The sequence below is a fragment of the Phaeobacter sp. G2 genome, assembly GCA_025163595.1.
GTDB lineage: Bacteria > Pseudomonadota > Alphaproteobacteria > Rhodobacterales > Rhodobacteraceae > Pseudophaeobacter.
The window spans coordinates 3,621,441-3,647,533 of the sequence record CP104100.1 but is presented as its reverse complement, the minus strand read 5'-3'; the positions used below and the strand labels follow the sequence as shown (position 1 = coordinate 3,647,533).

At 59.0% G+C, this 26,093-nt stretch carries 28 protein-coding genes and 1 riboswitch; of the genes, 19 read left to right on the top strand and 9 right to left on the bottom strand.

The window, feature by feature from the left end:
- Window positions 1-12: 12 nt before the first annotated feature.
- From N1037_17325 to N1037_17315, 3 genes are read right to left on the bottom strand one after another with little or no spacing between them, the layout of a single operon-like run.
- A complete protein-coding gene (locus tag N1037_17325; GenBank protein ID UWS79003.1) occupies window positions 13-990 on the bottom strand; it encodes a threonine/serine dehydratase in 978 nt (325 codons plus the stop codon).
- Entirely contained in the window at window positions 990-1,823 is an 834-nt protein-coding gene (locus tag N1037_17320; protein UWS79002.1) for an alpha/beta hydrolase, read from the bottom strand. Before N1037_17320 ends, N1037_17325 begins: the two co-directional genes overlap by 1 nt.
- 15 nt (window positions 1,824-1,838) lie before the next feature.
- Window positions 1,839-2,525: a haloacid dehalogenase type II gene (locus N1037_17315; GenBank protein UWS79001.1), complete on the bottom strand. Its 687-nt coding sequence runs from the start codon at window positions 2,523-2,525 to the stop codon at window positions 1,839-1,841.
- A 211-nt stretch (window positions 2,526-2,736) separates the two neighbouring features.
- Between N1037_17315 and N1037_17310 the strand changes: the two genes are divergently transcribed.
- Together N1037_17310 and N1037_17305 are read left to right on the top strand one after the other, a co-directional pair.
- The gene (locus N1037_17310) at window positions 2,737-3,165 is read left to right on the top strand and encodes a peptidylprolyl isomerase (protein ID UWS79000.1); all 429 of its coding nucleotides are present in this window, start codon (window positions 2,737-2,739) and stop codon (window positions 3,163-3,165) included.
- A 116-nt stretch (window positions 3,166-3,281) separates the two neighbouring features.
- Window positions 3,282-4,355: a nitronate monooxygenase gene (locus N1037_17305; protein UWS78999.1), complete on the top strand. Its 1,074-nt coding sequence runs from the start codon at window positions 3,282-3,284 to the stop codon at window positions 4,353-4,355.
- An 85-nt stretch (window positions 4,356-4,440) separates the two neighbouring features.
- On the opposite strand, the gene N1037_17300 is transcribed toward N1037_17305, so the two are convergent.
- The 4 genes from N1037_17300 to fabA all read right to left on the bottom strand — a co-directional run bounded on the left by N1037_17300 (window position 4,441) and on the right by fabA (window position 8,546).
- Window positions 4,441-5,232 carry an enoyl-ACP reductase gene (locus N1037_17300; protein ID UWS78998.1) on the bottom strand — a complete coding sequence of 264 codons (792 nt, stop codon included), beginning with the start codon at window positions 5,230-5,232 and terminating at the stop codon, window positions 4,441-4,443.
- 8 nt (window positions 5,233-5,240) lie between these two features.
- On the bottom strand, window positions 5,241-6,470 hold the full coding sequence (fabB, locus tag N1037_17295; GenBank protein ID UWS78997.1) for a beta-ketoacyl-ACP synthase I: 1,230 nt from the start codon (window positions 6,468-6,470) through the stop codon (window positions 5,241-5,243).
- Window positions 6,471-6,617: 147 nt separating this feature from the next.
- Complete coding sequence (locus N1037_17290; protein UWS78996.1) at window positions 6,618-7,880, bottom strand: DUF2254 domain-containing protein; 1,263 nt, start codon at window positions 7,878-7,880, stop codon at window positions 6,618-6,620.
- Window positions 7,881-8,036: 156 nt separating this feature from the next.
- Complete coding sequence (fabA, locus tag N1037_17285; GenBank protein UWS78995.1) at window positions 8,037-8,546, bottom strand: bifunctional 3-hydroxydecanoyl-ACP dehydratase/trans-2-decenoyl-ACP isomerase; 510 nt, start codon at window positions 8,544-8,546, stop codon at window positions 8,037-8,039.
- A 211-nt stretch (window positions 8,547-8,757) separates the two neighbouring features.
- On the opposite strand from fabA, the gene N1037_17280 reads away from it, so the two are divergent.
- The gene (locus N1037_17280; GenBank protein ID UWS78994.1) at window positions 8,758-9,174 is read left to right on the top strand and encodes a transcriptional repressor; all 417 of its coding nucleotides are present in this window, start codon (window positions 8,758-8,760) and stop codon (window positions 9,172-9,174) included.
- On the opposite strand, the gene N1037_17275 is transcribed toward N1037_17280, so the two are convergent.
- The gene (locus N1037_17275; GenBank protein UWS78993.1) at window positions 9,152-10,093 is read right to left on the bottom strand and encodes a LysR family transcriptional regulator; all 942 of its coding nucleotides are present in this window, start codon (window positions 10,091-10,093) and stop codon (window positions 9,152-9,154) included. The genes N1037_17280 and N1037_17275 overlap by 23 nt on opposite strands.
- Before the next feature lie 177 nt (window positions 10,094-10,270).
- Here N1037_17275 and N1037_17270 point away from each other — a divergent pair, with 177 nt between their 5' ends.
- On the top strand, window positions 10,271-11,068 hold the full coding sequence (locus N1037_17270) for a phytanoyl-CoA dioxygenase family protein (protein ID UWS78992.1): 798 nt from the start codon (window positions 10,271-10,273) through the stop codon (window positions 11,066-11,068).
- Window positions 11,069-11,184: 116 nt separating this feature from the next.
- On the opposite strand, the gene N1037_17265 is transcribed toward N1037_17270, so the two are convergent.
- Entirely contained in the window at window positions 11,185-12,054 is an 870-nt protein-coding gene (locus tag N1037_17265) for a glycosyltransferase family 2 protein (protein UWS78991.1), read from the bottom strand.
- Window positions 12,055-12,192: 138 nt separating this feature from the next.
- On the opposite strand from N1037_17265, the gene miaB reads away from it, so the two are divergent.
- The 15 genes from miaB to N1037_17190 all read left to right on the top strand — a co-directional run bounded on the left by miaB (window position 12,193) and on the right by N1037_17190 (window position 25,967).
- Complete coding sequence (gene miaB, locus N1037_17260; protein ID UWS78990.1) at window positions 12,193-13,515, top strand: tRNA (N6-isopentenyl adenosine(37)-C2)-methylthiotransferase MiaB; 1,323 nt, start codon at window positions 12,193-12,195, stop codon at window positions 13,513-13,515.
- Window positions 13,516-13,877: 362 nt separating this feature from the next.
- Complete coding sequence (locus N1037_17255; protein ID UWS78989.1) at window positions 13,878-14,444, top strand: OmpA family protein; 567 nt, start codon at window positions 13,878-13,880, stop codon at window positions 14,442-14,444.
- Between the two features lie 14 nt (window positions 14,445-14,458).
- Window positions 14,459-14,764, top strand: a complete 306-nt coding sequence (locus N1037_17250; protein ID UWS78988.1) for a hypothetical protein — start codon at window positions 14,459-14,461, stop codon at window positions 14,762-14,764.
- A 160-nt stretch (window positions 14,765-14,924) separates the two neighbouring features.
- On the top strand, window positions 14,925-15,932 hold the full coding sequence (locus N1037_17245) for a PhoH family protein (protein UWS78987.1): 1,008 nt from the start codon (window positions 14,925-14,927) through the stop codon (window positions 15,930-15,932).
- A gap of 62 nt (window positions 15,933-15,994) precedes the next feature.
- Complete coding sequence (gene ybeY, locus N1037_17240; GenBank protein UWS78986.1) at window positions 15,995-16,507, top strand: rRNA maturation RNase YbeY; 513 nt, start codon at window positions 15,995-15,997, stop codon at window positions 16,505-16,507.
- A 22-nt stretch (window positions 16,508-16,529) separates the two neighbouring features.
- Entirely contained in the window at window positions 16,530-17,435 is a 906-nt protein-coding gene (locus N1037_17235) for a hemolysin family protein (GenBank protein ID UWS78985.1), read from the top strand.
- Window positions 17,432-19,024 (top strand): apolipoprotein N-acyltransferase, encoded by a 1,593-nt coding sequence (gene lnt, locus N1037_17230; GenBank protein UWS78984.1) that lies wholly within the window; start codon window positions 17,432-17,434, stop codon window positions 19,022-19,024. Before N1037_17235 ends, lnt begins: the two co-directional genes overlap by 4 nt.
- A gap of 58 nt (window positions 19,025-19,082) precedes the next feature.
- Window positions 19,083-19,131, top strand: a riboswitch (SAM-SAH riboswitch).
- Window positions 19,132-19,136: 5 nt separating this feature from the next.
- Entirely contained in the window at window positions 19,137-20,318 is a 1,182-nt protein-coding gene (gene metK, locus N1037_17225) for a methionine adenosyltransferase (protein ID UWS78983.1), read from the top strand.
- Between the two features lie 223 nt (window positions 20,319-20,541).
- Window positions 20,542-21,255 carry a hypothetical protein gene (locus N1037_17220; protein UWS78982.1) on the top strand — a complete coding sequence of 238 codons (714 nt, stop codon included), beginning with the start codon at window positions 20,542-20,544 and terminating at the stop codon, window positions 21,253-21,255.
- Between the two features lie 141 nt (window positions 21,256-21,396).
- Window positions 21,397-22,188 carry a tRNA (guanine(46)-N(7))-methyltransferase TrmB gene (locus N1037_17215; protein ID UWS78981.1) on the top strand — a complete coding sequence of 264 codons (792 nt, stop codon included), beginning with the start codon at window positions 21,397-21,399 and terminating at the stop codon, window positions 22,186-22,188.
- A gap of 116 nt (window positions 22,189-22,304) precedes the next feature.
- Window positions 22,305-23,651: a 3-phosphoshikimate 1-carboxyvinyltransferase gene (gene aroA / locus N1037_17210; GenBank protein UWS78980.1), complete on the top strand. Its 1,347-nt coding sequence runs from the start codon at window positions 22,305-22,307 to the stop codon at window positions 23,649-23,651.
- Window positions 23,651-24,163 (top strand): hypothetical protein, encoded by a 513-nt coding sequence (locus tag N1037_17205; GenBank protein ID UWS78979.1) that lies wholly within the window; start codon window positions 23,651-23,653, stop codon window positions 24,161-24,163. Before aroA ends, N1037_17205 begins: the two co-directional genes overlap by 1 nt.
- On the top strand, window positions 24,160-24,771 hold the full coding sequence (cmk, locus tag N1037_17200) for a (d)CMP kinase (protein ID UWS78978.1): 612 nt from the start codon (window positions 24,160-24,162) through the stop codon (window positions 24,769-24,771). Before N1037_17205 ends, cmk begins: the two co-directional genes overlap by 4 nt.
- Window positions 24,772-24,880: 109 nt before the next feature.
- Window positions 24,881-25,210: an ASCH domain-containing protein gene (locus N1037_17195; protein UWS78977.1), complete on the top strand. Its 330-nt coding sequence runs from the start codon at window positions 24,881-24,883 to the stop codon at window positions 25,208-25,210.
- A gap of 124 nt (window positions 25,211-25,334) precedes the next feature.
- Entirely contained in the window at window positions 25,335-25,967 is a 633-nt protein-coding gene (locus N1037_17190; GenBank protein UWS78976.1) for an NAD(P)H-dependent oxidoreductase, read from the top strand.
- Window positions 25,968-26,093: the final 126 nt, after the last annotated feature.

The following is a 26,093-nucleotide window of genomic DNA, read 5'->3' as shown; positions in this document are numbered from 1 at the left end:
GGCCTTATCTGGTCAAGCATAGCGGCTAATCGCCTGGCGGAACAGCTCTGCATCGACATTGCCGCCAGTGGCCACGGCAATCACCGCCTCGCCTTTGATCTCATCCGGGTGGAACAAGGCAGCGGCCAGGGCGACGGCACCGCCGGGTTCGATGACGATCTTCAACCGCAAAAAGGCCATGGCCATGGCGCGCAGTGCTTCTTCTTCGGTGACCACAATACCGGGGCCACAGAGGCGCTGCAGGATTGGAAAGGTCAGCGCGCCGGGGGCGGGGGTGAGGATGGCATCGCAGATCGACCCGGAGATTTCAGCGTTGCTCTGAATGTCACCGCTGTGCAGCGACCGGGTGACGTCATCAAACCCCTGGGGCTCAATCGGGCGCACCCTTAGGCCCGGGGCTGTGGCCTCCAACGCCAGCGCCACACCACTGGTGAGACCGCCACCGCCGCAACAGACCAGCACATCGGCCTGGGTGACGCCCTCTTCCTCTGCCTGGGCGGCAATCTCCAGCCCCACACTGCCCTGTCCGGCGATCACTTCTGGCTCATCATAGGGTTTGATCAAGGTGAGACCGCGCTCTTGGGCCAGTGCCTGACCAATGGCGCTGCGGTCCTCTCCGCCGGCGCGGTCATACAGTACCACCTCAGCCCCCAGCGCGCGGGTATTTTCGATTTTCAGGCTGGGGGCATCGGCGGGCATCAAGATCACCGCCGCCACCCCGTGGGTCTTGGCGGCTGCGGCGACGCCCTGGGCGTGGTTGCCGCTGGAATAGGCCAGAACTCCGCGCGCACGCTCTGCTTGCGTGAGGGTGGAAATCGCGGCCCAACCGCCGCGAAACTTAAAAGATCCAGTATGTTGCAGGCACTCGGCCTTGACCAGAACCCGGCGTCCGGCAATGTCATCCAGAAACGGCGAGCCCAGCAAAGGTGTGACGCGGGCGTGGCCCTGCAGCCTTTGGGCGGCGGCTTGGATCATTTCAAAGGATGACATCAAATAGGCTCCAAAATGGACTGAATAAGAGAAAGGGATTGGGGTTCATCCAGGAACGGAACATGGCCGCGATTGGCCAGTTCCACAGCGTGAATTGCCGGTAGGCGGCGTTGCATTTCCAGGTAGGTTTCGTGGCTCAGGACATCTGAATTGGCGCCGCGAATAATGCCGCAGGGTAGCCCGTCCAGCGCCATGAAAAGCGGCCAGAGATCCGGCACCGGGCCTGCCTCGGCCTGGGCCAGCAGCGCATCGCGCAGCCGGGCATCATAGCGCAGCTGCAAGCCTGTCTCGGTGGCATCGTAAAAGGTTTCCACCTCTTCGCGCCAACGCTGGGCGGGCACATCGCCAAAGCCGGGCGCCATCAGGGCGGCGAGGGTCTCGGCGGCCTGGGCGTGGGTCTTGGCGGCTGGGCGCCGCCCCACATACATCATGATCCGTGCTATCCCGTCCTCTGGAATGACCGGGCCAACGTCGTTGAGGATCACTGCGGTAAGGCGGGATTTGGCAGTGGCGGCCAGCATCATCGCCACCATGCCGCCACGTGAGGTGCCAAGCACCGCTGCCTGTGGCAGTGATAAATGGTCCATTAGCTCCAGCACGTCCTGGGCTTCGCGTGGGACGTTATAGTTCTGAAAATCCGGGTCATAATCCGACTGGCCGCGCCCGCGTGCATCCAGTGTGATCAGCCGATACTGCCGGGCCAGGGGCGCGAAATAGCGAAAATCCCGGCTGTCGCGCGTCAGCCCAGCCAGGCAGATCAGCGGCGTGCCAGTCGGGGTGCCGCTTTCCTCATAAAACAGCGACAGGCCATCGCTTGTGGTGAAATAGCTCATGCAGCGGACCCTCGGTTATGTGGCAGCCAGATCAGGGATGGAGGTCAGGTCGTTCAGCACATGTTGCGCAGACCAGGGCAGCCGATCCATGGGCTCTGCTGCGCGATTGACCCAGGCGGTGGTAAAGCCATACCCCGCTGCGCTGGCGGCGTCCCAGCCATTGGAGGACACAAAAAGCACTTCGTCCTTCTGGCAGCCAAACCGCTGCCCGACCAGGTCATAGACACGTGCGTCTGGTTTGAAGATCCCAACGCTTTCTACCGAGAGCACATCATCCAGAAGCGCGCCGATCCCGGCAGATTGCACGGCCCCATCCAACATGTCGGGGGACCCGTTGGACAGGATCGCGGTGTTCATTTCCGCCGCTTTCAAAGCGGCCAGCATCGCCGGGACTTCGGGGTAGGCCTGAAGCTGCCAATAGAGATCCAGCAGACGTTTGCGTAGTTTATGATCCCCGGCAAGACCTGTGGCCTCAAGCGCCCAATCAAGCCCATCCTGGGTAACCTGCCAAAACCCGCAATGGGCATCCGTGATGGCGCGCAGCCAGGAGTATTGTAGCTGTTTCAATCGCCAATGGTTGGCGAGCTCTGCCCAGCTGTCCTGCAGATGTGGAAATTCGGGTTCGGCGGCAGCCTGACGGGCAGCGGCGGCAACGTCAAATAGCGTGCCATAGGCGTCAAAAACACAGGTGGTGATTGGCATTGCATTCTCCCTTTTTGGCCATCCTGTCATGGCCTTGGGCAGGGCGCAAAGCGCGAAGTTGTGATGAATACAATTGTAGCTCTCAAGGGTTACAATATGCCGGTGCTTTGCGTCTTTGCACCTAGGTTGCCCAGGGAGCGAGCCGACGGGTTTACTTCAAAACTGAGGTCTGTAGGGTGCGCCACTGTAATTTTGTATAACTGGAGGTCACATGACCGAGGTAAAGAACGGCGATACCGTCCGCATTCACTATACAGGCACTCTGGCTGATGGCTCTGTATTTGACAGCTCAGAAGGACGGGATCCGCTGGAGTTCACTGTTGGCTCTGGTCAGGTGATTGCGGGCATGGATGCAGGTCTGCCAGGAATGGCTGTGGGCGACAAAAAGCGGCTCGAAATTCCATCGGCGGACGCCTATGGCCCGCTGAACCCAGAGGCGCGCCAGGCGATCCCGCGCGAAGGCATTCCTGACGATATCCCGCTGGAGCTTGGCACGCAGCTGCAAATGCAAAGCCCCGAAGGCCATGTGCTGCCTGTGACCGTTGTCGAGGTCACCGAGTCCACCGTGACGCTGGATGCCAACCATCCACTGGCGGGCAAGGATCTGAACTTTGAAATCGAGTTGGTCTCGATCGGCTGATTGCCATTTGACGGCGGTTTGAGAAGGGTCAGTAGAAACACTGGCCCTTTTTCTTTGCCTTGTATTTGGGCGCGGATCTGGTTTTGCTGCACCTCAGGGGCAGTAGGAGGGCGCTTATGCAGGGGCAAGATATTATCAAGCGGATTGGGTTGGACTGGCCGATCTTTCAGGCTCCGATGGCAGGGGTCAGCACACCAGAAATGGCCGCCGCGGTGAGCGAAGCCGGGGGATTGGGTGCGCTTGGGATTGGTGCGGCCACGGTTGATACGGCCCGCGAGATGATCCAAAAAACCCGCGAGCTGACCCAGAAGCCGTTTAACATAAACGTATTTTGCCACAGGCCTGCACAGGCTGACCCGGCTTTGGAGGCTGGCTGGCTGGCCCAGATGGCGCCTTTGTTTGCTCGCTTTGGTGCCTCCCCGCCCAAGAGTTTAAACGAGATCTATACCAGCTTTTGCAGCGACAGCGCTGCGCAGCAGATGTTGTTAGCAGAAGCACCTGCGGTTGTGAGCTTTCATTTTGGCCTGCCGGATGCCGAAATCATCCAGGGGTTGAAGTCCAAAGGGGTTTTCCTGATGGCAACTGCGACCTCGCTCAAAGAAGCGCTGGTGATACAGGCGGCGGGTGTTGATGCGGTGGTGGCTCAGGGCTGGGAGGCCGGCGGCCATCGCGGTCTTTTCGACCCGGATGCGCCGGATGCGGGGTTGAAAACCCCTGACCTGACGGCAGAGCTGGTCGCGAGTCTGTCGATCCCGGTTGTTGCTGCGGGTGGCATGATGACGGGGGGCGACATTGCTGCTGCGCTGCGCTTGGGGGCCAGTGCTGCGCAGCTGGGAACCGCCTTTGTCGGATGTGACGAAAGCCAGGCTGATGGGGGCTACAGGCAGGCTTTGGCCGCTGCAACTGCGGGGCAAACGCAGATGACCGCTGCCATTTCCGGTCGTGCCGCGCGTTGTTTGAAGAACGGCTTTACCGCCTGGGCTGAAACACAAACGACCACATCAATCCCGGACTATCCAATTGCCTATGATGCTGGCAAAGCTCTGAATGCTGCGGCCAAACTGGCAGGTGAGACAGGATTTGGCGCTCAATGGGCCGGAACCGGGGCGGCGCAGTCGCGTGCCATGGCAAGCAGTGATCTGATGGCGCTTTTGGTGCAAGAGATGCAGGTTGCGCTGAGGGAGGCTTGAGCCGCTACGCTTAAAGCAACCTAGGCCCTACGCAGGCAAAAGGGCGCCTCTGAGAAGCGCCCTTTTAAAACCCATTTCTTTGATACTACAGGTGGTCTTGTTGCGGCATGCCCAGGACATGGAAGCCGCCATCGACGTGGATGATCTCCCCTGTGGTGCAGGCACCTGCATCCGAAGCCAGATAAACAGCAGTGCCACCCACGGCCTCAAGCGTTGCGTTAGACCGCATGGGGGCGTTTTGCTCGGTGTGCTTGTAGGTCTTGCGGGCGCCGCCAATTGCCGCCCCGGCCAGGGTCTTCATCGGGCCGGGAGAGATCGCATTGACACGGATGCCTTCGGGCCCAAGATCATTGGCCAGATAGCGCGTGGCGCTTTCCAGAGCGGCCTTGGCCACGCCCATGACATTGTAATTTGGCGTGACCCGGTTCGAGCCGCCGTAGGTCAGCGTCAAGACGGTGCCGCCATTGTCTTTCATAAAGGGATGCGACCGGCGCGCCACTTCGATCAGCGAATAGGCCGAGATGTCCATCGAGTTTTTGAAATTCGCCCGGCTGGTATCCAGAATGCGCCCGGTCAGTTCAGACTTGTCCGAATAGGCAATGGCGTGGACAACAAAATCAAAACTGTCCCAGCGGCTGCCCAATTGTTCAAAGGCCGTGTCCAGCGAGGCGTCATCGGTCACGTCAACGTCGACCATAAAGTCACTGCCGACGCTTTCAGCCAAAGGTGCCAGACGTTTGCCAAAGGCCTCACCCTGGTAAGTAAAGGCAAGGTCCGCCCCGGCTTCGGACATCGCCTTGGCAATGCCCCAGGCGATTGAGCGTTCATTGGCAACACCCATGATCAAGCCGCGCTTGCCCGTCAAAGTTCCAGACATTATGAGTGTTATCCTTTGTACTTGCTCAAAACCATCGATCCGTTGGTGCCACCAAAGCCAAAGCTGTTGGTCATGACACAGTCGAGGCCTGCGTTTTCAACGAGCTCGGTTGCGATCTCGCCGGGCAGAATGCCCTCGGCCAGGGTGTCCACATTGATCGATGGGGTAATAAAATCTTTATCCAGCATCAATAGGCAGAAAATTGCTTCCAATGCGCCCGCCGCCCCCTGGGCGTGGCCGGTCATGGATTTGGTCGACGAGACCGGCGGGGTCTGACCTTCGCCAAAGACCCGGCGCACAGCCTCGACTTCGCCAACGTCGCCAACAGGCGTCGAGGTGCCATGGGCGTTGATGTAGCTGACCTTGCGGCCTTCTGGCAGGGTCGACAGCGCCAGACGCATGGCCCGTTCGCCGCCTTCGCCAGAGGGCGCAACCATGTCGTGGCCATCGGATGTGGCCGCATAGCCGACAACTTCGGCGTAGATCTTGGCGCCGCGCGCCAGCGCGTGGTCAAGATCTTCCAGCACCACGATGCCGCCACCGCCTGAGATGACAAAACCGTCGCGGTCCTGATCAAAGGCGCGGCTGGCCGCTTCTGGGTTGTCGTTTTTCTTGGAGGACATCGCGCCCATGGCGTCAAACAGGCAGGACAGGGTCCAGTCCAGCTCTTCGCCGCCACCGGCAAACATCACGTCCTGCTTGCCCATCATGATCTGTTCTGCCGCATTGCCGATGCAGTGCAGCGAGGTCGAGCAGGCCGAGGTAATGGAATAGTTTATGCCTTTGATTTTAAAGGCTGTCGACAGGTTGGCCGAAATGGTCGAGGACATACATTTTGGCACTGCAAAGGGCCCGATGCGCTTGGTGGCGCCGGTTTTGGCAACCACCTGATGCGCCGCCAGCATGGCAGAGGTGGAGGGACCACCAGAACCTGCGACAAGACCAGTGCGCTCATTGACGATCTGATCCTCAGAGAGGCCCGCATCGGCAATGGCCTGGCTCATGGCGATATGGGCATAGGCAGCACCTGGCCCCATAAAGCGAAGGGCGCGCTTGTCGACATGTTCCTTGATGTCGATCTTCAGCGTGCCGGCAACCTGACTGCGAAAGCCATGCTCGGTCATTTCCGGGCTGGCAACGATGCCGGATTTCCCCGCCTTCAACGAGGCGATGACTTCTTCGGTGTTGTTTCCGATGGAGGAGACGATCCCCAGACCGGTGACGACGACACGACGCATACGTGCACTCCCTTAATTGCTTATGTCTTAGTATGCATTGCGGCGGGCAGGTGCAAGATGGCTCTGATATGGGCCTCGGGTGTTTGAACGTATTCGTGAGGATTGCCCAGGGTATCTAACCCGCTGCCCGAGAGATGCGCAGCCTGTTCAAATTTTGGCCGAAATCTCTTTCAGGGCGCCCAGCTCTTTTTGTGTCAAAACGCCCGTGTCAGCACGTTCCAGTGCATCTTTCGACAGGGCCGCTGCGGCTGTTTTGAATGTTTCGGGGGACATCTCTGCGAGCGCCAGCAGGGCGTTGTGCAGTTTTAACTGGACCTCGATGACCGCAGCGCCATCGCGGGCAATAGGTCGAAAGGCCTGCTCCAGCAGCTCGGCGCTCTGCAAGGGGGGCACGGTGACATTTGAATATTCAACCTTTTGTGACAGGTCAGAATACCAAGGCGCGAGTATCCTGACGAGCCGGCCGATCACGTCAATCGCAGTTCCCGGATCATTGACCGATTGTGACAGCGCCCGTGAGGCGATCTCGGACATGACGATGAGCCCGAATTTGGGGTCCTGATCAAAGCTGCGCCGTTCACCACAGGAAAACGCCGCTCTGAGCGGGGTAAGGTCGTGATCCGCATGAGTGTTGCCCGTCACCAACAGTAGTGGTGTCGCCTTATGAACAAATGTTCCTGGTAAGGCCGCGATCCAGACCTCGAGATCCAGTTCCTTTGCGCATTTGGAAATGGCTCCAATGTCAATGTGTTGCACAAAGCCGATCACATTTGAACACAGCCTATGGGCACTGTCTGGAGGGGGCTGTTTTTGCGGCTTGCCACCCAGGCAGGGTTTTTCAATACGCCGCTGCAGCGCGGTGCTTGCTGCTGCTTCAACACGTTCTACGGTGTCTTCGATGCGCCCAAAACTTGCCAGCTGACTGATCCAGCGCAACAGCGCCACCACAACAAATGCAATCACCAGAACGGTTGTGGCAAACAACACCAGACGCCCTGCTTCGGAGTAGTAGCCCGCATTCAATGCAACAATGCCAACAAGGCTGAACAAGAAGGCACCTAGAAACGTTGCCAAGACATTCTGTGTGGTGTGGTCTTCCTGCAGCAGGGCCGTTGCGCGCGGGGTGGCAGAACCTGCGGCTGTCGAGAAGGCCGAAACCGCGATGGACAAGGAAAACGTGGTCACTGCAAGCATCGAGGTGGCCAGAATATTGAGCACCTGATCCACCGCGCCTGCGCCGATTTTTTCGCTCCAGCTAAGGGGTAATAGCTGCCCCACGAACTTTGCCAGCACCACGGAGCCGAGAGCCAGGACTGCAAAGCCGACTGTTCTAACCCATATTTTGCGCAAGTGCTGCAAAATGAGCCAGACAAATTTGATATTGAAAAGATCTGAAAGAACGCTGCGCATAGTGGCGACCCTAGTGAGAAACAAATTGGGCGTCGATGAAAATATCGAAACCATGCGGGTGGCTATGGTGCGGGGCTCTGGGATTATGGCACAGGGCCTAGGGTAACAAAAAAGAGGCCCGGGGGCCTCTTTTCATTGGATCTCTATTCGGATGGCTTATGCCTCGGAGAGAACGACCTTCATGTCTTTGACGTCATAGATCATCTCGCCATCGGCTTCGACGATGCCATCCGCCACACCCATGGTCAGGCGGCGCGTCTGGATCGCTTTTTTGAAGTCGATCTTATAGGTCAGCATCTTGCGCTCGGGGCGGACCATGCCGGTGAGTTTGACCTCGCCCACACCAACCGCCATGCCGCGCCCCTGCCAGCCGCGCCAGCCGAGGTTAAAGCCGGTGAGCTGCCACAGCCCGTCCAGGCCCAGACAGCCGGGCATGATCGGGTTGCCGGGGAAATGGCACTCAAAGAACCACAGGTCCGGGTTGATATCGAATTCTGCAATGATATGGCCCTTACCATGGGCGCCGCCATCGGCGCTGACCTCGGTAATGCGGTCCATCATCAACATTGGTGGCGCTGGAAGCTGGGCATTGCCTGGGCCAAACAGCTCTCCGCGGGAACATTTCAACAGATCGTCTTTGTCAAAGCTGCTGGGGTAATCGGCCATGCTGGCGCGTCTCCTGCCTGAGGTGTTTCATGTGTTTTTCCTCATGTAGCACCCGGCTCAAGGGTCCTGCAAGAGCAGTGAACACTGCCGAGCACGGGGAGGGGGCACAGGGTCGTTTGCCGTGCCGTTCACCGCAGGTGGGGATTCTGTTTGAAAAATGCAATTCATTCGCAGTATAAACACCAATAGCAACGCGATGCAGGATCCGCACATGACGCCAAACACCGAAGAAGTGGCAACACACTGGCTGGTTGACGCCGGTCTGCGCCCGACCCGCCAACGGCTTGCCCTGGCGGAGCTTTTGGTGGGCGATGGCAAACATCGTCATGTCACCGCCGAAAGCCTGTTTGACGCTGCCAAATCCAAAGGCACCGCCGTTTCACTGGCCACGGTCTACAATACGCTGCGTGCTTTTTGTGACGCAGGCGTGTTGCAGGAAATTACTGTGGATGGGTCAAAAAGCTATTTTGACACCAATACCCATGATCACCCGCATTATTTTTGGGAGGACGGCAACCGGGTTACCGATGCGCCCTCTGATCAATTGGTGATTCAACGCCTGCCCGACGCACCTGAGGGTATGGAAATCGCCTCGGTTGATGTGGTCATTCGTCTGCGGAAGGTCTGAGGCCAGCTGCTGCGGGTTTGGGATTCTGGGGGCTCAGGGTCTTTGACAGGATGTCCATCGCCTGCGCCACGGCCGAATCAGGTTTTGGCGCACCGTGGGTGGTGATAATCACTGGCTCCAGGGCGCAGCTGTCGCGGATCGGGATATTCACCAGCGCTTTGCCATCGTAGCTTTGGCGGATAGGTGGCGCGCTATAGCTGATGCCGATCCCCTCTGCGTTGGCGGCGAGGCTGCGCAGCACCTCCAGAGAAGCCGCACGATGCGAAATGCGCGGAGTTAGCCCCAGGCTTTTGAACAGCGCCAGCATATGTTGCACCGACACGCCCTCCTGCGAGAGCACCAGAGGCTCGCGGGCCAGTTGCGCCAGGGAGAGGCTGTCGTGCTGCGCCAGGTCATGGTCGGGCGGCATCAAAGCCTGGGGGGCGCGATTGTCGATCACCAACCGTGTGAAGCCTGCATCCAACCCCAGATCATAGGTCACCGCCAGGTCGATTTCCCCCTGCAGAAGGCCAGCAATGATCTGTGCAAACCCCAGAGTTCTGGTTGTCACGGTGAGGTCAGGCAAGGCCGCGCGCAGGTGGCGCAGAGCGGGGGCCAGTACAAAGGGGGCCAGATCGGAAAAACAGCCTATGACCAGGCTTTGCACCACAGGGCTGCTGCCGTTCTGAGTCTCAAGCCGGGCGGCCTGGTCCAACAGGTGTTGGGCCGCTTTGGCAAAGTCACGCCCCTGAGGGGTGAGCGACAAAGGCGTGCCTCGCCGCCGCACAAACAGGGGGTGGCCCAGGTGGTCTTCGATCCGCGCCAGGGCGGTAGAGAGGGCGGGCTGACTGACATTGAGGGCCTGTGCAGCCGCAGACAGGCTGCCGTGCTGGGCAACCGCGCAGGTGTATTCGTAGTGGCGCAGAGTTAAATATAGCATGTGGTTATAACTAGGTTAGAAATATATTATTTGAAACTAATTTACTCAGGCGGCATGGTCGGCGCAGCAAAAATACTTCTTTTCCGCCCACCGCCAAGCTGGAGCCCGTCAGTCTGCCCGTCTGTCAGGCTGTCGCAAGCGGGCCGGTGTGGTGGTACAATCAGGACGGAGATCCCTATGGTGCACCCTCTCATCACGCAAACCCAAATTGACGATTTTCAGCGCGACGGCGCGGTGTTGATCAAGGGGCTATTCAAGGGGCAGGTCGACCAGCTGCGCCGCGGCATTGCCCAAAACATGGCGCAGCCCGGTCCCTATGCGTCAAACAATGAGAAGGCAGGCCAGACCGGGCGCTTTTTTGATGATTATTGCAATTGGCCCCGCATTTCGGATTTTGAGGCGGCGATCAAATCCTCACCGGTAGCGGAGGTTGCCGCTGACCTGATGCGCTCTGACCGGGTGCAGATGTTCCATGACCATGTCTTGGTGAAAGAACCGGGGACCTCGATGGCGACTCCCTGGCATCAGGATGGTCCCTACTATTTTGTAGAAGGTCGCCAGACCATCAGCTTTTGGTCGCCGCTGGATCCGGTGACAGAGGCTGCCCTGCGCTGTGTTGCGGGCTCTCACAGGTGGGAAAAGGAAGTGCTGCCAACCCGTTGGGTTTCGCAGGAGGGGTTCTTTGCCGACGAAGGGCAGTACATGGCGGTGCCTGATCCCGAGGCTGAGGGCATGACCATTCTAGAGTGGGACATGGAGCCCGGGGATGCTGTGGCCTTTGATTTCAAAACCCTGCATGGGGCCCGTGCCAATACCAGCCAGAGCCGCCGACGGGCCTTCTCATTGCGGCTGGTGGGGGAGGACGCGCGCTATGTCGAACGCCCCGGACCGACCTCGCCGCCCTATCCGGGGCACGACATGCAGCCGGGGCAACGGCTGCGGGAGGATTGGTTTCCGGTGTTGCTGCAGCGCTAGGGCCAGCACGGTGAGGGGAGGGGGCCCTGCCCCCTCTTGCGCCGGATGGGGCTTTCACGCCTGAGATCCTGTTGGTCAGGTGAAATGGCAGGTGGCGCCGGGGTTGGGTTTGGAGGTTAGAACCATTGTCCTGGTTCCATCAGGCCAAGGTCCAGCAGTTGCCGGGAGTGCCACTCAAAGGGAGTGGAGTTGTGCCATTTGAAACTGTCGATGGCAAAATCCGATCCGGGGTTGCGTTTAAGCGCTTTTGCGGTGCGAAAGGAGCAGATGGCAGCGGTTAGATTGTGGTGCCAGGGGCAGGCGTAGGTGTTGTATTCCTGATTATTGAAGGTGTGATTGTCTTGCAGTTCCAGGCCTTCTTTGACCTGGAACAGAGAAATCCTGTCGATCTTGCGGCTGGTCCAGGGAATATGCTCCTCATGGCGCCAGCGCACGCCGCCAAAGAAGTCCAGCTGCCTTTCGCGTGGCTCTTGGGTGGCATCATCCCAGCGGGCCTGGGCGTAGTAGCCTGACTTGTCGAGAAAGGCGGTTTCCAGGGACACGGCGTTGGGATGTTTTTGTAAATCGCCAGCATAGAGATCGATCACATAGCTCAGCATTGCCGAGCGCCGTTCCTCGGTGTGGAACGTCAGCATCTCTGCCACTGTTCTGGTCTCGCAAAACGGGAAGAACAGGAATTCAGCATTGTAGCAGTAATAGAGCCAGCATCCCGGTTGCGCTGCCTTGATAATCTGGTTGACCGCCCCGAACACGTTCTCAGGGGCACTGCAATCAAAGGGAACGCGGTGGACTTTGGATTTGATGTCACGCGGCAGATCAAAGGCATCTGGCATCAGGGCAACAACGGCTTTGAAGCCGGATTGCAAATGATGGCGCAGGGTTGTGGCCACCTCGATATCGTCCTCGACAAAGATCAGCGCGACGGGGCCTTTGACCAGTAGGGCCTTTTGTTGTTTGAGAAAATCTTCCAGCGAAGAATACATCATGCTCTTGTGTCTCTGACCTTTTGCTGCCGTTCTGGCAATTGCCCTTAAAATCGGGTAATCCCGCCTGCATTGCAAGCCGCGAGATTTGCCGTTATGGCAGGCCGTTGTTCCCGATCCCTGCTGGAAGGCACCACAGATATGACCGCGCCCAAGAAGCTGTTTATCAAGACCTATGGCTGTCAGATGAATGTCTATGACAGTGAACGCATGGCCGAAGCGCTGGGCGGGCAGGGCTATACCGAGGCAAAATCTGCGGATGAAGCGGATATGATCCTGCTGAACACCTGCCACATCCGCGAAAAAGCTGCCGAAAAGGTCTATTCGGAGCTGGGGCGGTTCAAAAAGCTGAAGGCGCAGAAACCGGATCTCAAGATTGGGGTCGCGGGCTGTGTGGCTCAGGCCGAGGGGCAGGAGATCATGCGCCGTCAGCCGCTGGTGGATCTGGTGGTTGGGCCGCAAAGCTATCACCGCCTGCCAGAGATGGAGGAAAAGGCGCGTGAGGGGGAGAAGGTGCTCGACACTGATTTTCCCGAAGAGGACAAGTTTGAGAAACTGAAGCGCCGCCCCAAGTCCAAACGCGGTCCGACGGCGTTTTTGACCGTGCAGGAAGGCTGCGACAAGTTCTGTGCCTTCTGCGTTGTGCCCTATACCCGTGGTGCTGAGGTTTCGCGCTCGGCGGATCGTATCCTCACCGAAGCCCGCGATCTGGTTGAGCGCGGGGTGCGCGAGATCACCCTGCTGGGGCAGAACGTCAATGCCTATCACGGTGCCGGAGCCAATGGCGATCTGACTCTGGCCCAGCTGATCTGGGAGTTGGACAAGGTTGAGGGGCTGGAGCGGATCCGGTTTACCACCAGCCATCCCAACGACATGATGGATGATCTGATCGAGGCCCACGGCACCTGCAAGAAGCTGATGCCCTATCTGCATCTTCCGGTGCAGGCGGGATCTGACAAAATTCTCAAGCGGATGAACCGCAGCCATACCGCTGAAAGCTATCTGCGCTTGATTGAGCGGATCCGCGCGGCGCGGCCGGATATTCTGATCTCGGGTGATTTTATCGTCGGCTTCCCCGAGGAGACCGAAGCAGATTTCCAGGCCACTCTGGATCTGGTCGAAGAGGTGAAATACGGCACCGCCTATTCCTTTAAGTACTCCACCCGTCCCGGAACCCCCGCTGCTGAGCGCCCGCAGGTTGACCCGGTTGAGGCCGATGACCGGTTGCAGCGGTTGCAGGCCTTGTTGACGCGCCAGCAGCGCGAAATTCAGGACAGCATGGTGGGACGTGAGGTCGGCGTTTTGTTTGAGAAACCGGGGCGTCAGGCCGGGCAGATGCTGGGCAAGTCAGACTATCTGCACGCGGTTCACGTTGCGGATTGCGACCGGCAGGCCGGGGACTTGGCGCGGGTGCGCATCGTTTCGTCGCGCACAAATTCGCTGGCTGGTGAGCTGATCGACTAGCGGCAGCGGGGCTTTGGGGGCGCTTTGGGCGCCTGGCCTGTGCAACGTGGAGGGGGCCTCAGGTAAGGGGCGATTCTTTTTGCCGTTGACTGCTGGTTGATTTCGCTTGGAAAACCGTTTTGCGGAGGTTTGATTTTGGCGAGTGAGTCATAATTGCTGCGCTCTTGGGGACAATTTAAACAAAACAGTATGAGTGTTGCCTGAAAGCGCATAATCTTGCGAAAAGCCTGCAAGGGTGGGGGCTGTTTTTATGAAAAAGCCGTGTAGATTGTTGCTGATAACCTGAGTGTTAGGAATTTTAAGCGGCAAGCTTCTCTGGGCAATACCCCTGGAGGGACTTAGGTGAAGGAAATCTGGTTGTGATGACATTTAAAGCAAATAACATGGTCGCCCTGCTGGCCGCTGCCGTGGCCGCGGTGAGCCTGTCTGTCGGGTCGGTGCAGGCGCAGCAGCGCACAGTTGTTGGTGAACGCTACGTTCCCACCATCTGGGTGGACCCCGACGGCTGCGAGCACTGGGTGATGGACGACGGCGCCGAAGGCTATATGACGCCGCATGTGACGCCTGATGGCAAACCCGTCTGCCGTCGTGGCAATCTGTGTGGCGTGATGGAGACGGATCAGTTCTTTGCAACTGACAAGCACTACATCAACGCTGCGGGTCAGTCGCGTCTGAAAGAGTTTTTCAATTCCAACAAAGGCAACGTGCGCTCTTTTGTGATCGCTGGTCACACCGACAGCCGGGCCTCTGATGAATATAATATCCGTCTGTCACAGCGCCGCGCCAATGCGGTCGCAGGCGTTGCAAAATCGGTTGGAGCACGGATCACAGATATCCGTGCCTATGGCGAGCGTGACCCACGTGTACCCAATACCAGCGCCGCAAACATGGCGCAGAACCGTCGCGTCGAAATCTATTGCTTGCGCTAAAGAAGGACATCAAGATGCACCTACTCAAAGCAACCGCGCTGTCCCTTGCGCTGACCGCCGTGGCGGCCTGTGAAATCACCGAGGACAAAACCCGTGACCAACACGCTGGGGATGGCTCCAATACGCACCTGTCGAATATGACAGCGGGGATCTGGGTTGATCCCCAGGGCTGTGAACATTGGATCATTGATGATGGCCTCGAAGGCTACGCTGATCTGCGGCGCACCCCGGACGGCAAGCCCGTCTGCAACAGCCCGCTGCCGCGCAATGTTGCAACGGGTCCGTTCAAGGATGGCTCAACCTTCCCGGATTCTCTCTGAGGCTTTACGCCCAGGGGAAACCATCAGTTTCAAGATGCGGTCGCCCCTTTGGGGCGACCTTTTTTGTCTCATTTCTGTGAATTTGTAGGTCGCCTGCTTGCACCTGATCGGTGGCAGATGCAGACTGCCATGAGAAACCCATACTCAGGAGCTCCCCCCATTGGTCACAAGCGCTCGGATCCAGCCACCGACCCCCAGCACCACGCAGGAGGTGCTGCTCGAATTCCCTGACAATCGCCTGCTGATTGATCTTTGCGGCGAATATGATCGCAACCTGACGGAAATCGAACAGAAAATCGGTGTCCAGATTGTGCGCCGGGGCAATCAGCTTTTGGTTCTCGGGGAAGAACCGCTGCGGGATCAGGCCGCTGAAGTGCTTGTTTCGCTCTATGATCGGCTGGAAACGGGGCGCAGTGTTGAACATGGCGATGTCGACCGCGAGCTGCGCATGGGCCATTCCAGCGACGAGGTCGCTGAGGATCAGCTTGAGATGTTCAAAGGTGGCCAGGTCGAGATCAAGACTCGCAAAAAGCTGGTTGAACCTCGCACGGATGCGCAAAAGGCCTATGTGCGCTCGCTGTTTGAGCATGAGCTGGCCTTTGGGATTGGTCCTGCTGGGACCGGCAAAACCTATCTGGCGGTTGCGGTCGGGGTGAACCTGTTTATCACCGGCCAGGTGGATAAGATCATCCTTTCGCGTCCGGCAGTCGAGGCTGGGGAGAAGCTTGGCTATCTGCCCGGTGACATGAAGGACAAGGTCGATCCCTACATGCAGCCGCTTTATGATGCGCTGAATGATTTCCTGCCCGGGAAGCAGCTGGCAAAGCTGCTGGAGGAAAAGCAGATCGAGATCGCGCCTTTGGCCTTCATGCGTGGGCGCACCCTGTCCAATGCCTTTGTTGTGCTGGACGAGGCGCAGAATGCCACCTCGATGCAGATGAAGATGTTTCTGACCCGTCTTGGCGAAGGCTCACGTATGGTGATCACTGGCGACAGGACCCAGGTGGATCTGCCGCGTGGGGTCACATCTGGTCTGGCAGACGCGGAGCGTTTGTTGGCGCCGATCTCCAAGATCAGCTTTAATTACTTTACCGCGCGCGATGTGGTGCGACATCCGCTTGTCGCCGCCATCATCGAGGCCTATGACGCCGAGACACCACCGGCGTGATGCCCGGGCCCATTGGTGGCGAGGTTCTGTCCAACTGCGGCGGTTAAAGGGTAACGACATAGATGGCTTTGGAGATCACAGTAGAGGACAGCCGCTGGCAGCAGGCCGGGCTGGAACATCTCGCGCATCAGGCGGTTGATGCCGCGCTTGGGCATTTTGACCTTGATCCTGAGGAATGTGAGATTGCCTTGCTGGCCTGCGACGATGATCAGATCGCCGGTTTGAACGCAGAGTTTCGCGAAAAACCTGTTGCCACCAATGTGCTGAGCTGGCCAGCGGACGATCTGGCGGCCTCAGAACCGGGTGGGCAGCCGTTGCGGCCAGAGGCAGATTTTACCGGTGAGATCCCGCTGGGCGATATCGCAATTGCTTATGACACCTGTGTCCGGGAGGCAAATGCCGCAAATAAGCCGCTATCGGACCATTTGCGCCATCTGATCGTTCACGGAGTGTTGCATCTTTTGGGCTATGACCACATTAGCGACCTTGACGCCACAGTGATGGAAGGCTTGGAGGTCGAGATACTTGGCAATATGGGTTTGGATAACCCATATACTGTGGATGACAGCCTCTAACGGGGCATTTTGGATAGGACAGATGGGCGATATAGAAGGCAGTTCTAACGCGGCGCATGGCGCGCTGCAGAACATAAGCAGCGCTGTGGCAGAAGCCAGCGCTGCACAACGACCCGGGTTTTGGGAGCGTATTTTTGGCTCCTTTGCGCCGGCCACACCTGAGCAGCAGCCACAGGCAGAGCCCGAGGGACCCAGTCCCGCAGCCCAGTCTCATGGGATGATAAACCTGCGCCGTATGCGGGTCGAGGATGTGGCTATTCCCTCGGCTGAGATCCTCTCGGTTCCGGTCTCTATTGATCGCGACGATTTGGTGCAGGTGTTCCGCGATAGTGGCTTCACCCGGATCCCTGTCTATGAGGGCACTCTGGATACGCCACTTGGGTTTGCGCATCTCAAGGATTTTGCCCTGACCCATGGGTTCAATGGCGGCAGCAAGCCCTTTGAGCTGTCTCAGATGCTGCGTCCTTTGCTGTTTGTACCGCCTTCGATGCCGATTGGTGTGCTCTTGGCCAAGATGCAGGCTGAGCGTCGCCATATGGCCCTGGTGATTGATGAATACGGCGGCGTCGACGGCCTGGTGACGATTGAAGACCTGATCGAACAGGTGATCGGTGAGATTGAGGACGAACACGACCCTGGCGAGGACCAGACCTGGTATCAGGAAAAAGCTGGCTGCTATATCGCTTTGGCCCGTACGCCTCTGGCGGAATTTGAAGCCGAGGTAGGCCAGTCGTTGACCCACCACGAAGATGTCGACGGCGAAGAGATAGAGACGCTTGGCGGGCTGGTCTTCATGCTGTCTGGCCGGGTTCCGGCACGGGGGGAGGTCATCGTGCACCCCGATGGGCCGGAATTTGAAGTCATGGACGCCGACCCGCGCCGGATCAAACGGTTGCGGGTGATGCTGCCGGACCCTGCCGCGGGATGAGCGGCCTGCGGAGCAGATGTTTGCGCGCTGCTCGGCAGCGGTCAAGCTGGGTTGCCGGGTTTTCGGCCTTTGGCCTTGGGGCCTTACTGTCGGTTTCGCTTGCTCCGCTACATTTTTTGCTGAGCCTGCCACTGGCGCTTGGCGGCCTGGGCGTGCTGGCGCTCTGGGCGCGGTCCCCCCTGCAGGCCTCGGTGATTGGCTGGCTGGCAGGGCTCGGGTATTTTAGTTTTGCCCTGTCCTGGATTGTCGAACCCTTTCAGGTCGATGCAGAGCGTTATGCCTGGATGGCCCCCTTTGCACTGGTCTTTCTTGCGGCCGGGCTGGCGCTGTTTTGGGCGGTGGGCTTTGGCCTGGCGGTGCGCTGGAGCCCAGGTGCCGGGCTGAAAGACAAACAGGGCGACAAGCTGGAGGCGCGGCACGATGGCAGGCGGCTTGTGCTACTGCTGGCGCTTTGGTCCCTGGCAGAGCTTGCACGGGCCTATCTTTTTACCGGCTTTCCCTGGGCCGGGTTTGGGCAATTCTGGATTGATACCCCTGCGGCGCAGCTGTTGCCCTGGGTGGGCGGTCAGGGGCTGGCTGTGCTGACCTTTGCGGTGACGCTGCCGCTGGCGCTGTTGCGTAGGCGGCCGTTGTTGGCGGTCTCGCCATTGTTGGGACTGACCTTGGCTGGCTATGCCTTGCCGCCCCTGCCTCCAAAGCCCGCGATGACCTCTCATCTGGTGCGATTGGTGCAACCCAACGCGCCCCAGGCGGAAAAGTGGCTCCCCGAACGGCGCTGGGATTTTGTCCGTCGTGCCATTGAGATGAGTGAGACTGGCGTAAGCGTTGATCAACCCGGTCAAGGCCAGGTCAGGCCGGATCTCATTGTCTGGCCAGAGACTTCGGTTCCGCAGCTTCTGAACAATGCCAGCGATACCCTGTCTGCGATTTCAGAGCGGGTTGCTGGGGTGCCTGTCCTGCTGGGCATCCAGCGGCGCGTCGAGGGGCGGTATTACAATTCAGCGATCCTGGTGAACGCACAAGGGCGGGTGGATCAGATCTACGACAAATCACATCTGGTGCCCTTTGGGGAATATGTACCCTTTGGCGATCTGATGGCCCGGTTTGGGATCTATGGTTTTGCGGCGCAAAGCGGTGCTGGCTATAGTGCCGGTCCGGGGCCTGGCCTGATCGACCTGGGCATTGGCCAGGCGCTGCCGCTGATCTGCTACGAGGCCGTCTTTGCTCGGGATGTAAATGCCGCCCCGGCGCGTCCCAATATGCTGATCCAGATCACCAATGATGCCTGGTTTGGCACGCGATCTGGCCCCTATCAGCATCTGGTGCAGGCACGGATGCGCGCAGCGGAGCAGGGGCTGCCGATGCTGCGGGCCGCCAATACCGGCATCACCGCGATGATCGACCCCTTTGGGCGCCTGCGTGAGACCATCGCATTGGGAGAAACCGGCGCCGTCGATGCCATTCTGCCACAACCGCTGGCTGCCACTGTTTACAGCCGCACGGGCGATCTCCCGGTGCTTTTTCTGTGTATCGTCCTGGTTTTGGGTGCTGTAGAAAAACGACGCAGGGCCGCGAAACCGTCACAGTAGATTAACGTCTGGCGATTAGTATTTGACCTCTAGTTCATCCGAGCGTACTTGGTACGAAGTCCTCTCACAACGGCTTCCTGACGTGACGAGGTTAACCCAATGGAGCATTTTCATGTCTCGTAAGAATTATACTTTTACCTCGGAATCCGTTTCCGAAGGCCACCCGGATAAGGTCTGCGATCAGATTTCGGATGCGGTACTTGACGCATTTCTGGCCGAAGAGCCAGAAGCCCGCGTCGCTGCGGAAACCTTTGCAACCACCAACCGCGTTGTCATCGGCGGTGAGGTGGGCCTGTCCGATCAGGACAAGCTGCACGAATACATGGGGCGGATTGATGCGATTACCCGCGCCTGTATCAAAGAGATCGGCTATGAGCAGGACAAATTCCACCACGAGACCGTGGAAGTCACCAACCTGCTGCACGAGCAGTCTGCCCATATTGCCCAGGGCGTTGATGCCTCGGCTGACAAAGACGAAGGCGCGGGCGATCAGGGTATCATGTTCGGCTATGCCACCACCGAGACACCGCAGCTGATGCCTGCGCCGATTCAGTACAGCCACGCTGTTCTGCGGCGTCTTGCAGAAGTGCGCAAAAATGGCACCGAGCCTGCATTGGGGCCGGATGCAAAATCGCAGCTGTCCGTTGTCTATGAAGATGGCAAACCGGTGCGGGTCAGCTCGCTGGTGCTGTCGACCCAGCACCTGGACGAAAGCCTGAGCTCGGAAGATATTCGCGCAATCGTTGCGCCTTATTTCCATGAGGTCCTGCCCGACGGCTGGCTGACGAACGAGACCATTTGGCATGTGAACCCAACTGGCAAGTTTGTCATCGGCGGTCCCGATGGGGATGCAGGCCTGACCGGGCGCAAAATTATTGTTGATACATATGGCGGTGCGGCACCTCACGGTGGTGGTGCCTTCTCGGGTAAAGATCCGACCAAGGTTGACCGCTCGGCGGCCTATGCAGCGCGCTACCTGGCCAAGAACGTGGTTGCCGCCGGCATGGCAGAAAAATGCACCATTCAGCTATCCTATGCGATTGGTGTCTCCAAGCCCCTGTCGATTTACGCCGATACCCATGGCACCGGCGAGGTGGCTCCGGCTGAGATTGAACGCGCAATTGATCAGGCAATGGATCTGACCCCCCGCGGCATTCGCCAGCACCTGGGCCTGAACAAGCCGATCTATCAGCGCACCGCTGCCTATGGCCACTTTGGCCGCGAACCCGAGGCCGATGGCGGCTTTAGCTGGGAACGCACTGACCTGGCCGAGGCGCTCAAAAAAGGGCTCTGATCCAGGCAACAACCTAACTGCAGGGGCCAAGGTCTTCCATCATGGAGGGCTTTGGCCCTTTTGCTTTTTGGGCTGCATGCGGCAGAGCGTTCGCTCCGTTGCGGCCCATCTGCCCCATCTGGCCAGTGTCGATGCCAATTTGCACTTGGGTCAAAGCACCCTATCGAGTCATGTTGGGGGCAGCACATGAAACTGATTAGGTTTGGACAGGATGCCCCGTTTGATGATCCGAAGTATTGTCGCTGCTACTTTGGCGCTAAGCCCCCTGTCGCTTATGGCAAAGGAACGGATGTCGGATAAATTCGAGGTCAAAGGATCGGTGCTGATCTATGACACCGAAAAAGCCAACGGCGAGATCCTTGATGATGACATTCGGGCCCTCAAGTTGTCCCTGAGAAAACACACAGCCGTCACGGAATTACACCTCAACAGCAGCGGTGGCAGCGTCCATGCCGGGGCCGAGATGGCCGCGATTGTGATGAAGTACCGGCTCGATACCTATGTCGAGGAGGAGTGCACAAGCGCCTGTGTTGATGTCTTTCTTGCCGGAAACCGGCGGCAAATGGCCAGTGGGGCCAAAATCGGCTTTCATCAACGCAGCTGGGCGGCCCAGGCGGTCCAGCGCTACTATCGCAAATACCGCGCGCGCAATGATTGGGGGACACCCTTTGAATTTGGTTCCTGGATCTACGGCGATACCCAGACGGAAGTACATGCGCATCTGGTCTATATGATTTCGCGCGGGGTGGAGCCGGGCTTTGTGGTGTCGACCTTGAAGGCAAAATCGGATGAGATCTGGTATCCGTCTCACGAAGAACTTTCTGCGGCCGGGGTGCTGCGCGAGGCAGTGCCGGGGGTTGTCCCATTGCAACGGGTGCCAGTGGCGCAGGCGGAGCAACTGCCGCTTGCGGCGCCGGAAGTGAAAAAGCAGCGCTAGGGGCATTGAACCGGCGCCTCTCTTGACCTGCGCCGCTGCTTGCGGCAGATGAGCGGCCAACTGCGCACAAGCCTTGTTTGCAAAGGCTGCTTTGATTGCGACTGATCAAAGAGGGCGCCTGAATAAAGGAAGTGCCCCGCCATGGCCGAGAAGAAAACACCCCGTGATACCGGCAGCGACAGCGGTTCAGCCAAGGGTGACACAGCAAACAGCACCCCGGAAAATGGCGCTCATGTGAGCGGCGCGCCCTGGCGCAATTTCTATGGCCGGTTTAGTGGCAAGACCCTGAAAGACAGCCAGCGGCGCTATCTGGCCGAAGATCTTGAGGCGCTCAGCCCCGGTGCTGTGGGCTGGGAGGAAAACCCGGATCGCGCGCCACTGGATCTCGATGCCCTGTTTGGCGGGCGCGACACCTGGCTCGAGGTTGGCTTTGGCGGCGGTGAACACCTGGTACATCAGGCCAGCTGCAACCCGGATGTTGGCATCATCGGGGCTGAGCCGTTTATCAACGGTGTTGCCATGTTGCTGGGCAAGATCCGCAAGGCAGGCTGCGAAAATATTGCCGTGCATCCCGGCGATGCTCGCGATTTGATGGATGTGATCCCGCCACAGTCCATTGCCAAGGCGTTTTTGCTGTATCCTGACCCCTGGCCCAAGACCCGCCACCACCGCCGCCGGTTTGTGACGCAGGAACATCTGGAGCCCCTGGCGCGTTGTCTCAAGCCCGGTGCCATCTTTCGCGTCGCCACCGATATTCCAGACTACGTGCGCCAGACGCTGGAGGAGGTGCCAAAGGCTGGTTTTGAATGGCTGGCGAGCGAGGCCGCAGATTGGCGTGAACCCTGGCAGGACTGGATCTCCACACGTTATGAGCAAAAAGCCCTGCGTGAGGGGCGCACTCCGACCTATCTGACCTTCCGCCGCCTCGGCTAGGGGGCAGCGGGTAAGGGATCGGTGCTGGACGCTCTGATCGCAATTCGTTACCGATAGCGGAAACATATGCAGGCTGACAGGATGCAGGCTGACACGACATAGACAAAGGAAACGCCATGTCCGGACACGGTACCCCGATCCCGATGACCTCCCACCGTGCTGAGCCTCTGAAAGGCGTGGCAGAGGTTCCGGGGGACAAGTCGATCTCCCACCGCTCGCTGATCCTGGGGGCCATGGCCATTGGCGAGACCAGGATCTCCGGCTTGCTGGAAGGTGATGATGTGCTCGACACGGCCAAGGCAATGCAGGCCTTTGGCGCCGAGGTGGTCAATCACGGGGGCGGCAAGTGGTCTGTCTTTGGTGTGGGTGTTGGTGGCTTTGCCGAGCCGGATCAGGTGATTGACTGTGGCAACTCCGGCACTGGGGTGCGGTTGATCATGGGCACCATGGCCACATCACCCATCACCGCGACCTTTACGGGTGACGCCAGTCTCAACGGGCGTCCCATGGCACGGATCACCGATCCGCTGGCGCTGTTTGGTGCCAAGGCGGTGGGCCGCCAAGGGGGGCGTTTGCCGATGACCATCGTTGGCGCGGCAGAGCCAACCCCGGTACGCTATGTGGTCCCGGTGCCCTCGGCGCAGGTGAAATCTGCGGTGTTGTTGGCAGGGTTGAACGCGCCGGGCAAAACCGTGGTGATCGAAAAGGAAGCCACCCGTGATCATTCCGAACGGATGCTGGCTGGCTTTGGTGCCGAGATCACCGTGGAGGACACCGAGGAGGGCCGGGTGATTACCCTGACCGGCCGCCCGGAGCTTAAGCCACAGGAGATCGCCGTGCCGCGCGACCCGTCTTCGGCGGCCTTTCCGGTCTGCGCGGCGCTGATTACACCGGGGTCGGATGTTTTGGTGCCAGGCATTGGCCTCAACCCCACCCGCGCCGGTCTGTTTTACACGCTGCAGGATATGGGCGCGGATCTCACATTTGAGAACCCGCGCGAAGAGGGCGGCGAGCCGGTCGCGGATCTGCGGGCAAAATACTCTCCCGATATGCAGGGCATCGAGGTGCCGCCAGCGCGGGCGGCGTCAATGATCGACGAATACCCGGTACTGTCCGTTGTGGCGTCTTTTGCCCATGGCAAAACCATGATGGCGGGCGTCAAGGAGCTGCGGGTAAAGGAAAGCGACCGCATCGACGCGATGGCGCGCGGGCTGCGGGCCAATGGCGTCACCGTGGCCGAGGGTGAGGACTGGTGGTCGGTTGAAGGCCTGGGGCCGGATGGGGTTCCCGGCGGCGGCACCTGCGAAAGCTTCCTCGATCACCGGATCGCCATGTCCTTTATGGTGATGGGTATGGGGGCTCAGAACCCGGTGACAGTGGATGACGGCTCGCCGATCACCACCTCCTTCCCGATCTTTGAGCCGCTGATGACAGGCCTTGGTGCCAAGTTTACGCGAGCCTGATGCGCTGGCGCGCTGCATATTGGCTTTGCGTTTTGGCCGGGCTTGCCGTTTATGCGGCCATGGTGTTCTGGACCCTGCCAGCCATCGCGCAGGCGGCAGGGGGGCTATCGGCTTTTGATCTGCGGCCCTTTGGATATAGCGAAGCTGAGGCGCGTGCCTTTCTGACCGCTCTGAGTGCCGAGGGGCGGGCGCTGTACACTGGCCCGCAGCGGTGGCTGGACCTGCTCTATCCGGCGCTTCTGGGGCTGTCGCTGGCGGGGCCGGTGCTCTGGCTGGTTGCGTCCAGACCCTGGCGCGTGGTGTTTATCGGCGTGATTGTGGCCGCTACCGCGCTGGACTACCTGGAAAACTATCTTGTGGCCGGTCTGCTTGCAGGGGATATTGACGCGAGGGCGATTGCCGCAGCTTCGCGCGCGACGATGGTTAAATCGGCGCTGGACAGCTGCGCTATTTTGATCGTGCTGGCCGTCTCCATACGGGCGGCCCTAAGGAAGGGAAAGAACAGACCATGAGCCAGAGTTTTACCATTGCCATCGACGGTCCAGCGGCAGCAGGAAAGGGTACGATTTCTAAGGCGGTTGCCGCAGAGCTGGGACTGGGACATCTGGACACCGGGCTGCTGTACCGGGCGGTTGGGGTCAAAACGCTGGAAGGCATCCCGGCCATCACAGCTGCGCAGGGCCTGACCTCTAAGGATCTGCAACGGGATGATCTGCGCGGGCCAGAGGCGGCGCAGGCGGCCTCCAAAGTGGCGGTAATCGCCGAGGTGCGCGCGGCCCTGGTCGATTTTCAACGCGCCTTTGCCCGCCGCGCCGGTGGGGCGGTCCTGGATGGGCGCGACATTGGCACGGTGATTTGCCCCTATGCCGAGGTAAAGCTTTTTGTCACCGCCAGCGCCGAAGTCCGCGCCCAGCGGCGGTTCCTGGAGCTTTCTGCAAAAGGCAAGGCTCAGACCCTGGAAGAGGTGCTGGCAGATGTCAAAGCCCGCGATGAGCGCGACATGAACCGCGCCGAAGCACCGTTGCGCCCCGCAGAGGATGCCGTGGTGATCGACACCAGCGCATTGTCGATAAAAGAGGCCATTGCCAAAGCCCTGCAAGAAGCTTCTGCCCACCGTTGACGCACTCCTCTGATCTAAGTGAACAGCTTCAAGCGTGGGCCTGGTGGGGTACTATATTGGCTGCTATGCGGGCATTTCTGCCGTTTGAGATTTGATCTGGACCTTCAATATGGCTCAAAAAATTCAATCCCTTGCTGTGGTCGATCGCCTTTTCCCACTCATTGTGACAGGCGAAAAAACGTCAACAATTCGGTGGCGGGAGCGGCGCATCGCGCCAGGTCGGCTAAGGTTCTTCAATCAGGCTGACCCCAGTAAGAGTGTGGAAGTCGAGGTGGTTCGTTGTACCGAGCTGCCTTTGGGCGAGGCTGCGCAGTTTGTGGGGCGGGCGCAAGAGTGGCCCGACGCGATTATGCTCGAAGGCATGCGCGAACACTATCCGGAGATACAGCTTTCGAGCATTGTGCAGGTTGTTGAATTCGCCCCTCCTTCGTCTTCATAGGTCTTTAGGTTTGGGCACGCAGCTGCCGTCTGGTCGCGCAGGAATAAATTTCTCTGCGAGATATTGAACTAAACAGTTCAGTTCCGATATGGGAGATGTAAACCTTCCAATGACGGGAAAGACTATGTTTCTAGAAAAGCTGAACTGGCGCTATGCCACCAAAAAGATGGACCCCTCCAAGCCGGTGTCCGAAGAGGCCGTGGCGAAGATCGTTGAGGCGGTGCAGATGGCGCCGACCTCCAGCGGCTTGCAGCCTTATGAGCTCTTGGTGGTGCGCAATACAGAAAAGCGGGCGGCCATTCGCCCTGTTGCCTGGGATCAGGCACAAATCACCGATGGCTCGCATCTGTTGGTCTTTGCCGCCTGGGACAACTACAGCGAAGCGCGTATCGACGCGGTTGTGGATCAGATGGCTGAAGAGCGCGGTGGCATGACTGACCTGCTGCAGGGCTATTATGACCGGCTCAAGGCGATGTATCTGCCCCGTTCTGATGAGGAAAACTACGCCCATGCGGCGCGTCAGGCCTATATCGGTCTGGGCTTTGCCCTGGCAGCGGCGGCGGAACTGGGTGTGGACAGCACCCCGATGGAAGGGTTTGACCCGGAAAAGGTCGACGAAATTCTGGGGCTGAAAGAAAAAGGCCTGCGCTCGGTCCTGTTGTTGCCCCTGGGCACCCGCGACGAAAGCGGCGACTGGTTGGTGAACCTAAAGAAGGTGCGCAAACCGCTGAGCACATTTGTGACCAATATCGACTAAACGGAAAGATGGGGCATCTCGTCGTGTTGGGGTGCCCTCGTTTCCCCTCGTGTCAGCGCCTGAATTAGGTGCAGCTGTGCTCGGCTGATCCAGAAAAATAAGGCCTTTTCCCGGCGGCTGCGTTGG

Coding starts and splice junctions, on each gene's coding strand:
- N1037_17220 (UWS78982.1), top strand. CDS start 20,542: ATGATCCGAAGTATTGTCGCTGCTACTTTGGCGCTAAGCCCCCTGTCG.
- N1037_17290 (UWS78996.1), bottom strand. CDS start 7,880: ATGCGCAGCGTTCTTTCAGATCTTTTCAATATCAAATTTGTCTGGCTC.
- N1037_17215 (UWS78981.1), top strand. CDS start 21,397: ATGGCCGAGAAGAAAACACCCCGTGATACCGGCAGCGACAGCGGTTCA.
- N1037_17250 (UWS78988.1), top strand. CDS start 14,459: ATGCACCTACTCAAAGCAACCGCGCTGTCCCTTGCGCTGACCGCCGTG.
- N1037_17235 (UWS78985.1), top strand. CDS start 16,530: ATGGGCGATATAGAAGGCAGTTCTAACGCGGCGCATGGCGCGCTGCAG.
- N1037_17255 (UWS78989.1), top strand. CDS start 13,878: ATGACATTTAAAGCAAATAACATGGTCGCCCTGCTGGCCGCTGCCGTG.
- N1037_17270 (UWS78992.1), top strand. CDS start 10,271: ATGGTGCACCCTCTCATCACGCAAACCCAAATTGACGATTTTCAGCGC.
- N1037_17310 (UWS79000.1), top strand. CDS start 2,737: ATGACCGAGGTAAAGAACGGCGATACCGTCCGCATTCACTATACAGGC.
- metK (UWS78983.1), top strand. CDS start 19,137: ATGTCTCGTAAGAATTATACTTTTACCTCGGAATCCGTTTCCGAAGGC.
- cmk (UWS78978.1), top strand. CDS start 24,160: ATGAGCCAGAGTTTTACCATTGCCATCGACGGTCCAGCGGCAGCAGGA.
- lnt (UWS78984.1), top strand. CDS start 17,432: ATGAGCGGCCTGCGGAGCAGATGTTTGCGCGCTGCTCGGCAGCGGTCA.
- fabB (UWS78997.1), bottom strand. CDS start 6,470: ATGCGTCGTGTCGTCGTCACCGGTCTGGGGATCGTCTCCTCCATCGGA.
- miaB (UWS78990.1), top strand. CDS start 12,193: ATGACCGCGCCCAAGAAGCTGTTTATCAAGACCTATGGCTGTCAGATG.
- N1037_17195 (UWS78977.1), top strand. CDS start 24,881: ATGGCTCAAAAAATTCAATCCCTTGCTGTGGTCGATCGCCTTTTCCCA.
- fabA (UWS78995.1), bottom strand. CDS start 8,546: ATGGCCGATTACCCCAGCAGCTTTGACAAAGACGATCTGTTGAAATGT.
- ybeY (UWS78986.1), top strand. CDS start 15,995: ATGGCTTTGGAGATCACAGTAGAGGACAGCCGCTGGCAGCAGGCCGGG.
- N1037_17275 (UWS78993.1), bottom strand. CDS start 10,093: ATGCTATATTTAACTCTGCGCCACTACGAATACACCTGCGCGGTTGCC.
- N1037_17315 (UWS79001.1), bottom strand. CDS start 2,525: ATGCCAATCACCACCTGTGTTTTTGACGCCTATGGCACGCTATTTGAC.
- N1037_17190 (UWS78976.1), top strand. CDS start 25,335: ATGTTTCTAGAAAAGCTGAACTGGCGCTATGCCACCAAAAAGATGGAC.
- aroA (UWS78980.1), top strand. CDS start 22,305: ATGTCCGGACACGGTACCCCGATCCCGATGACCTCCCACCGTGCTGAG.
- N1037_17305 (UWS78999.1), top strand. CDS start 3,282: ATGCAGGGGCAAGATATTATCAAGCGGATTGGGTTGGACTGGCCGATC.
- N1037_17280 (UWS78994.1), top strand. CDS start 8,758: ATGACGCCAAACACCGAAGAAGTGGCAACACACTGGCTGGTTGACGCC.
- N1037_17320 (UWS79002.1), bottom strand. CDS start 1,823: ATGAGCTATTTCACCACAAGCGATGGCCTGTCGCTGTTTTATGAGGAA.
- N1037_17205 (UWS78979.1), top strand. CDS start 23,651: ATGCGCTGGCGCGCTGCATATTGGCTTTGCGTTTTGGCCGGGCTTGCC.
- N1037_17265 (UWS78991.1), bottom strand. CDS start 12,054: ATGATGTATTCTTCGCTGGAAGATTTTCTCAAACAACAAAAGGCCCTA.
- N1037_17325 (UWS79003.1), bottom strand. CDS start 990: ATGTCATCCTTTGAAATGATCCAAGCCGCCGCCCAAAGGCTGCAGGGC.
- N1037_17300 (UWS78998.1), bottom strand. CDS start 5,232: ATGTCTGGAACTTTGACGGGCAAGCGCGGCTTGATCATGGGTGTTGCC.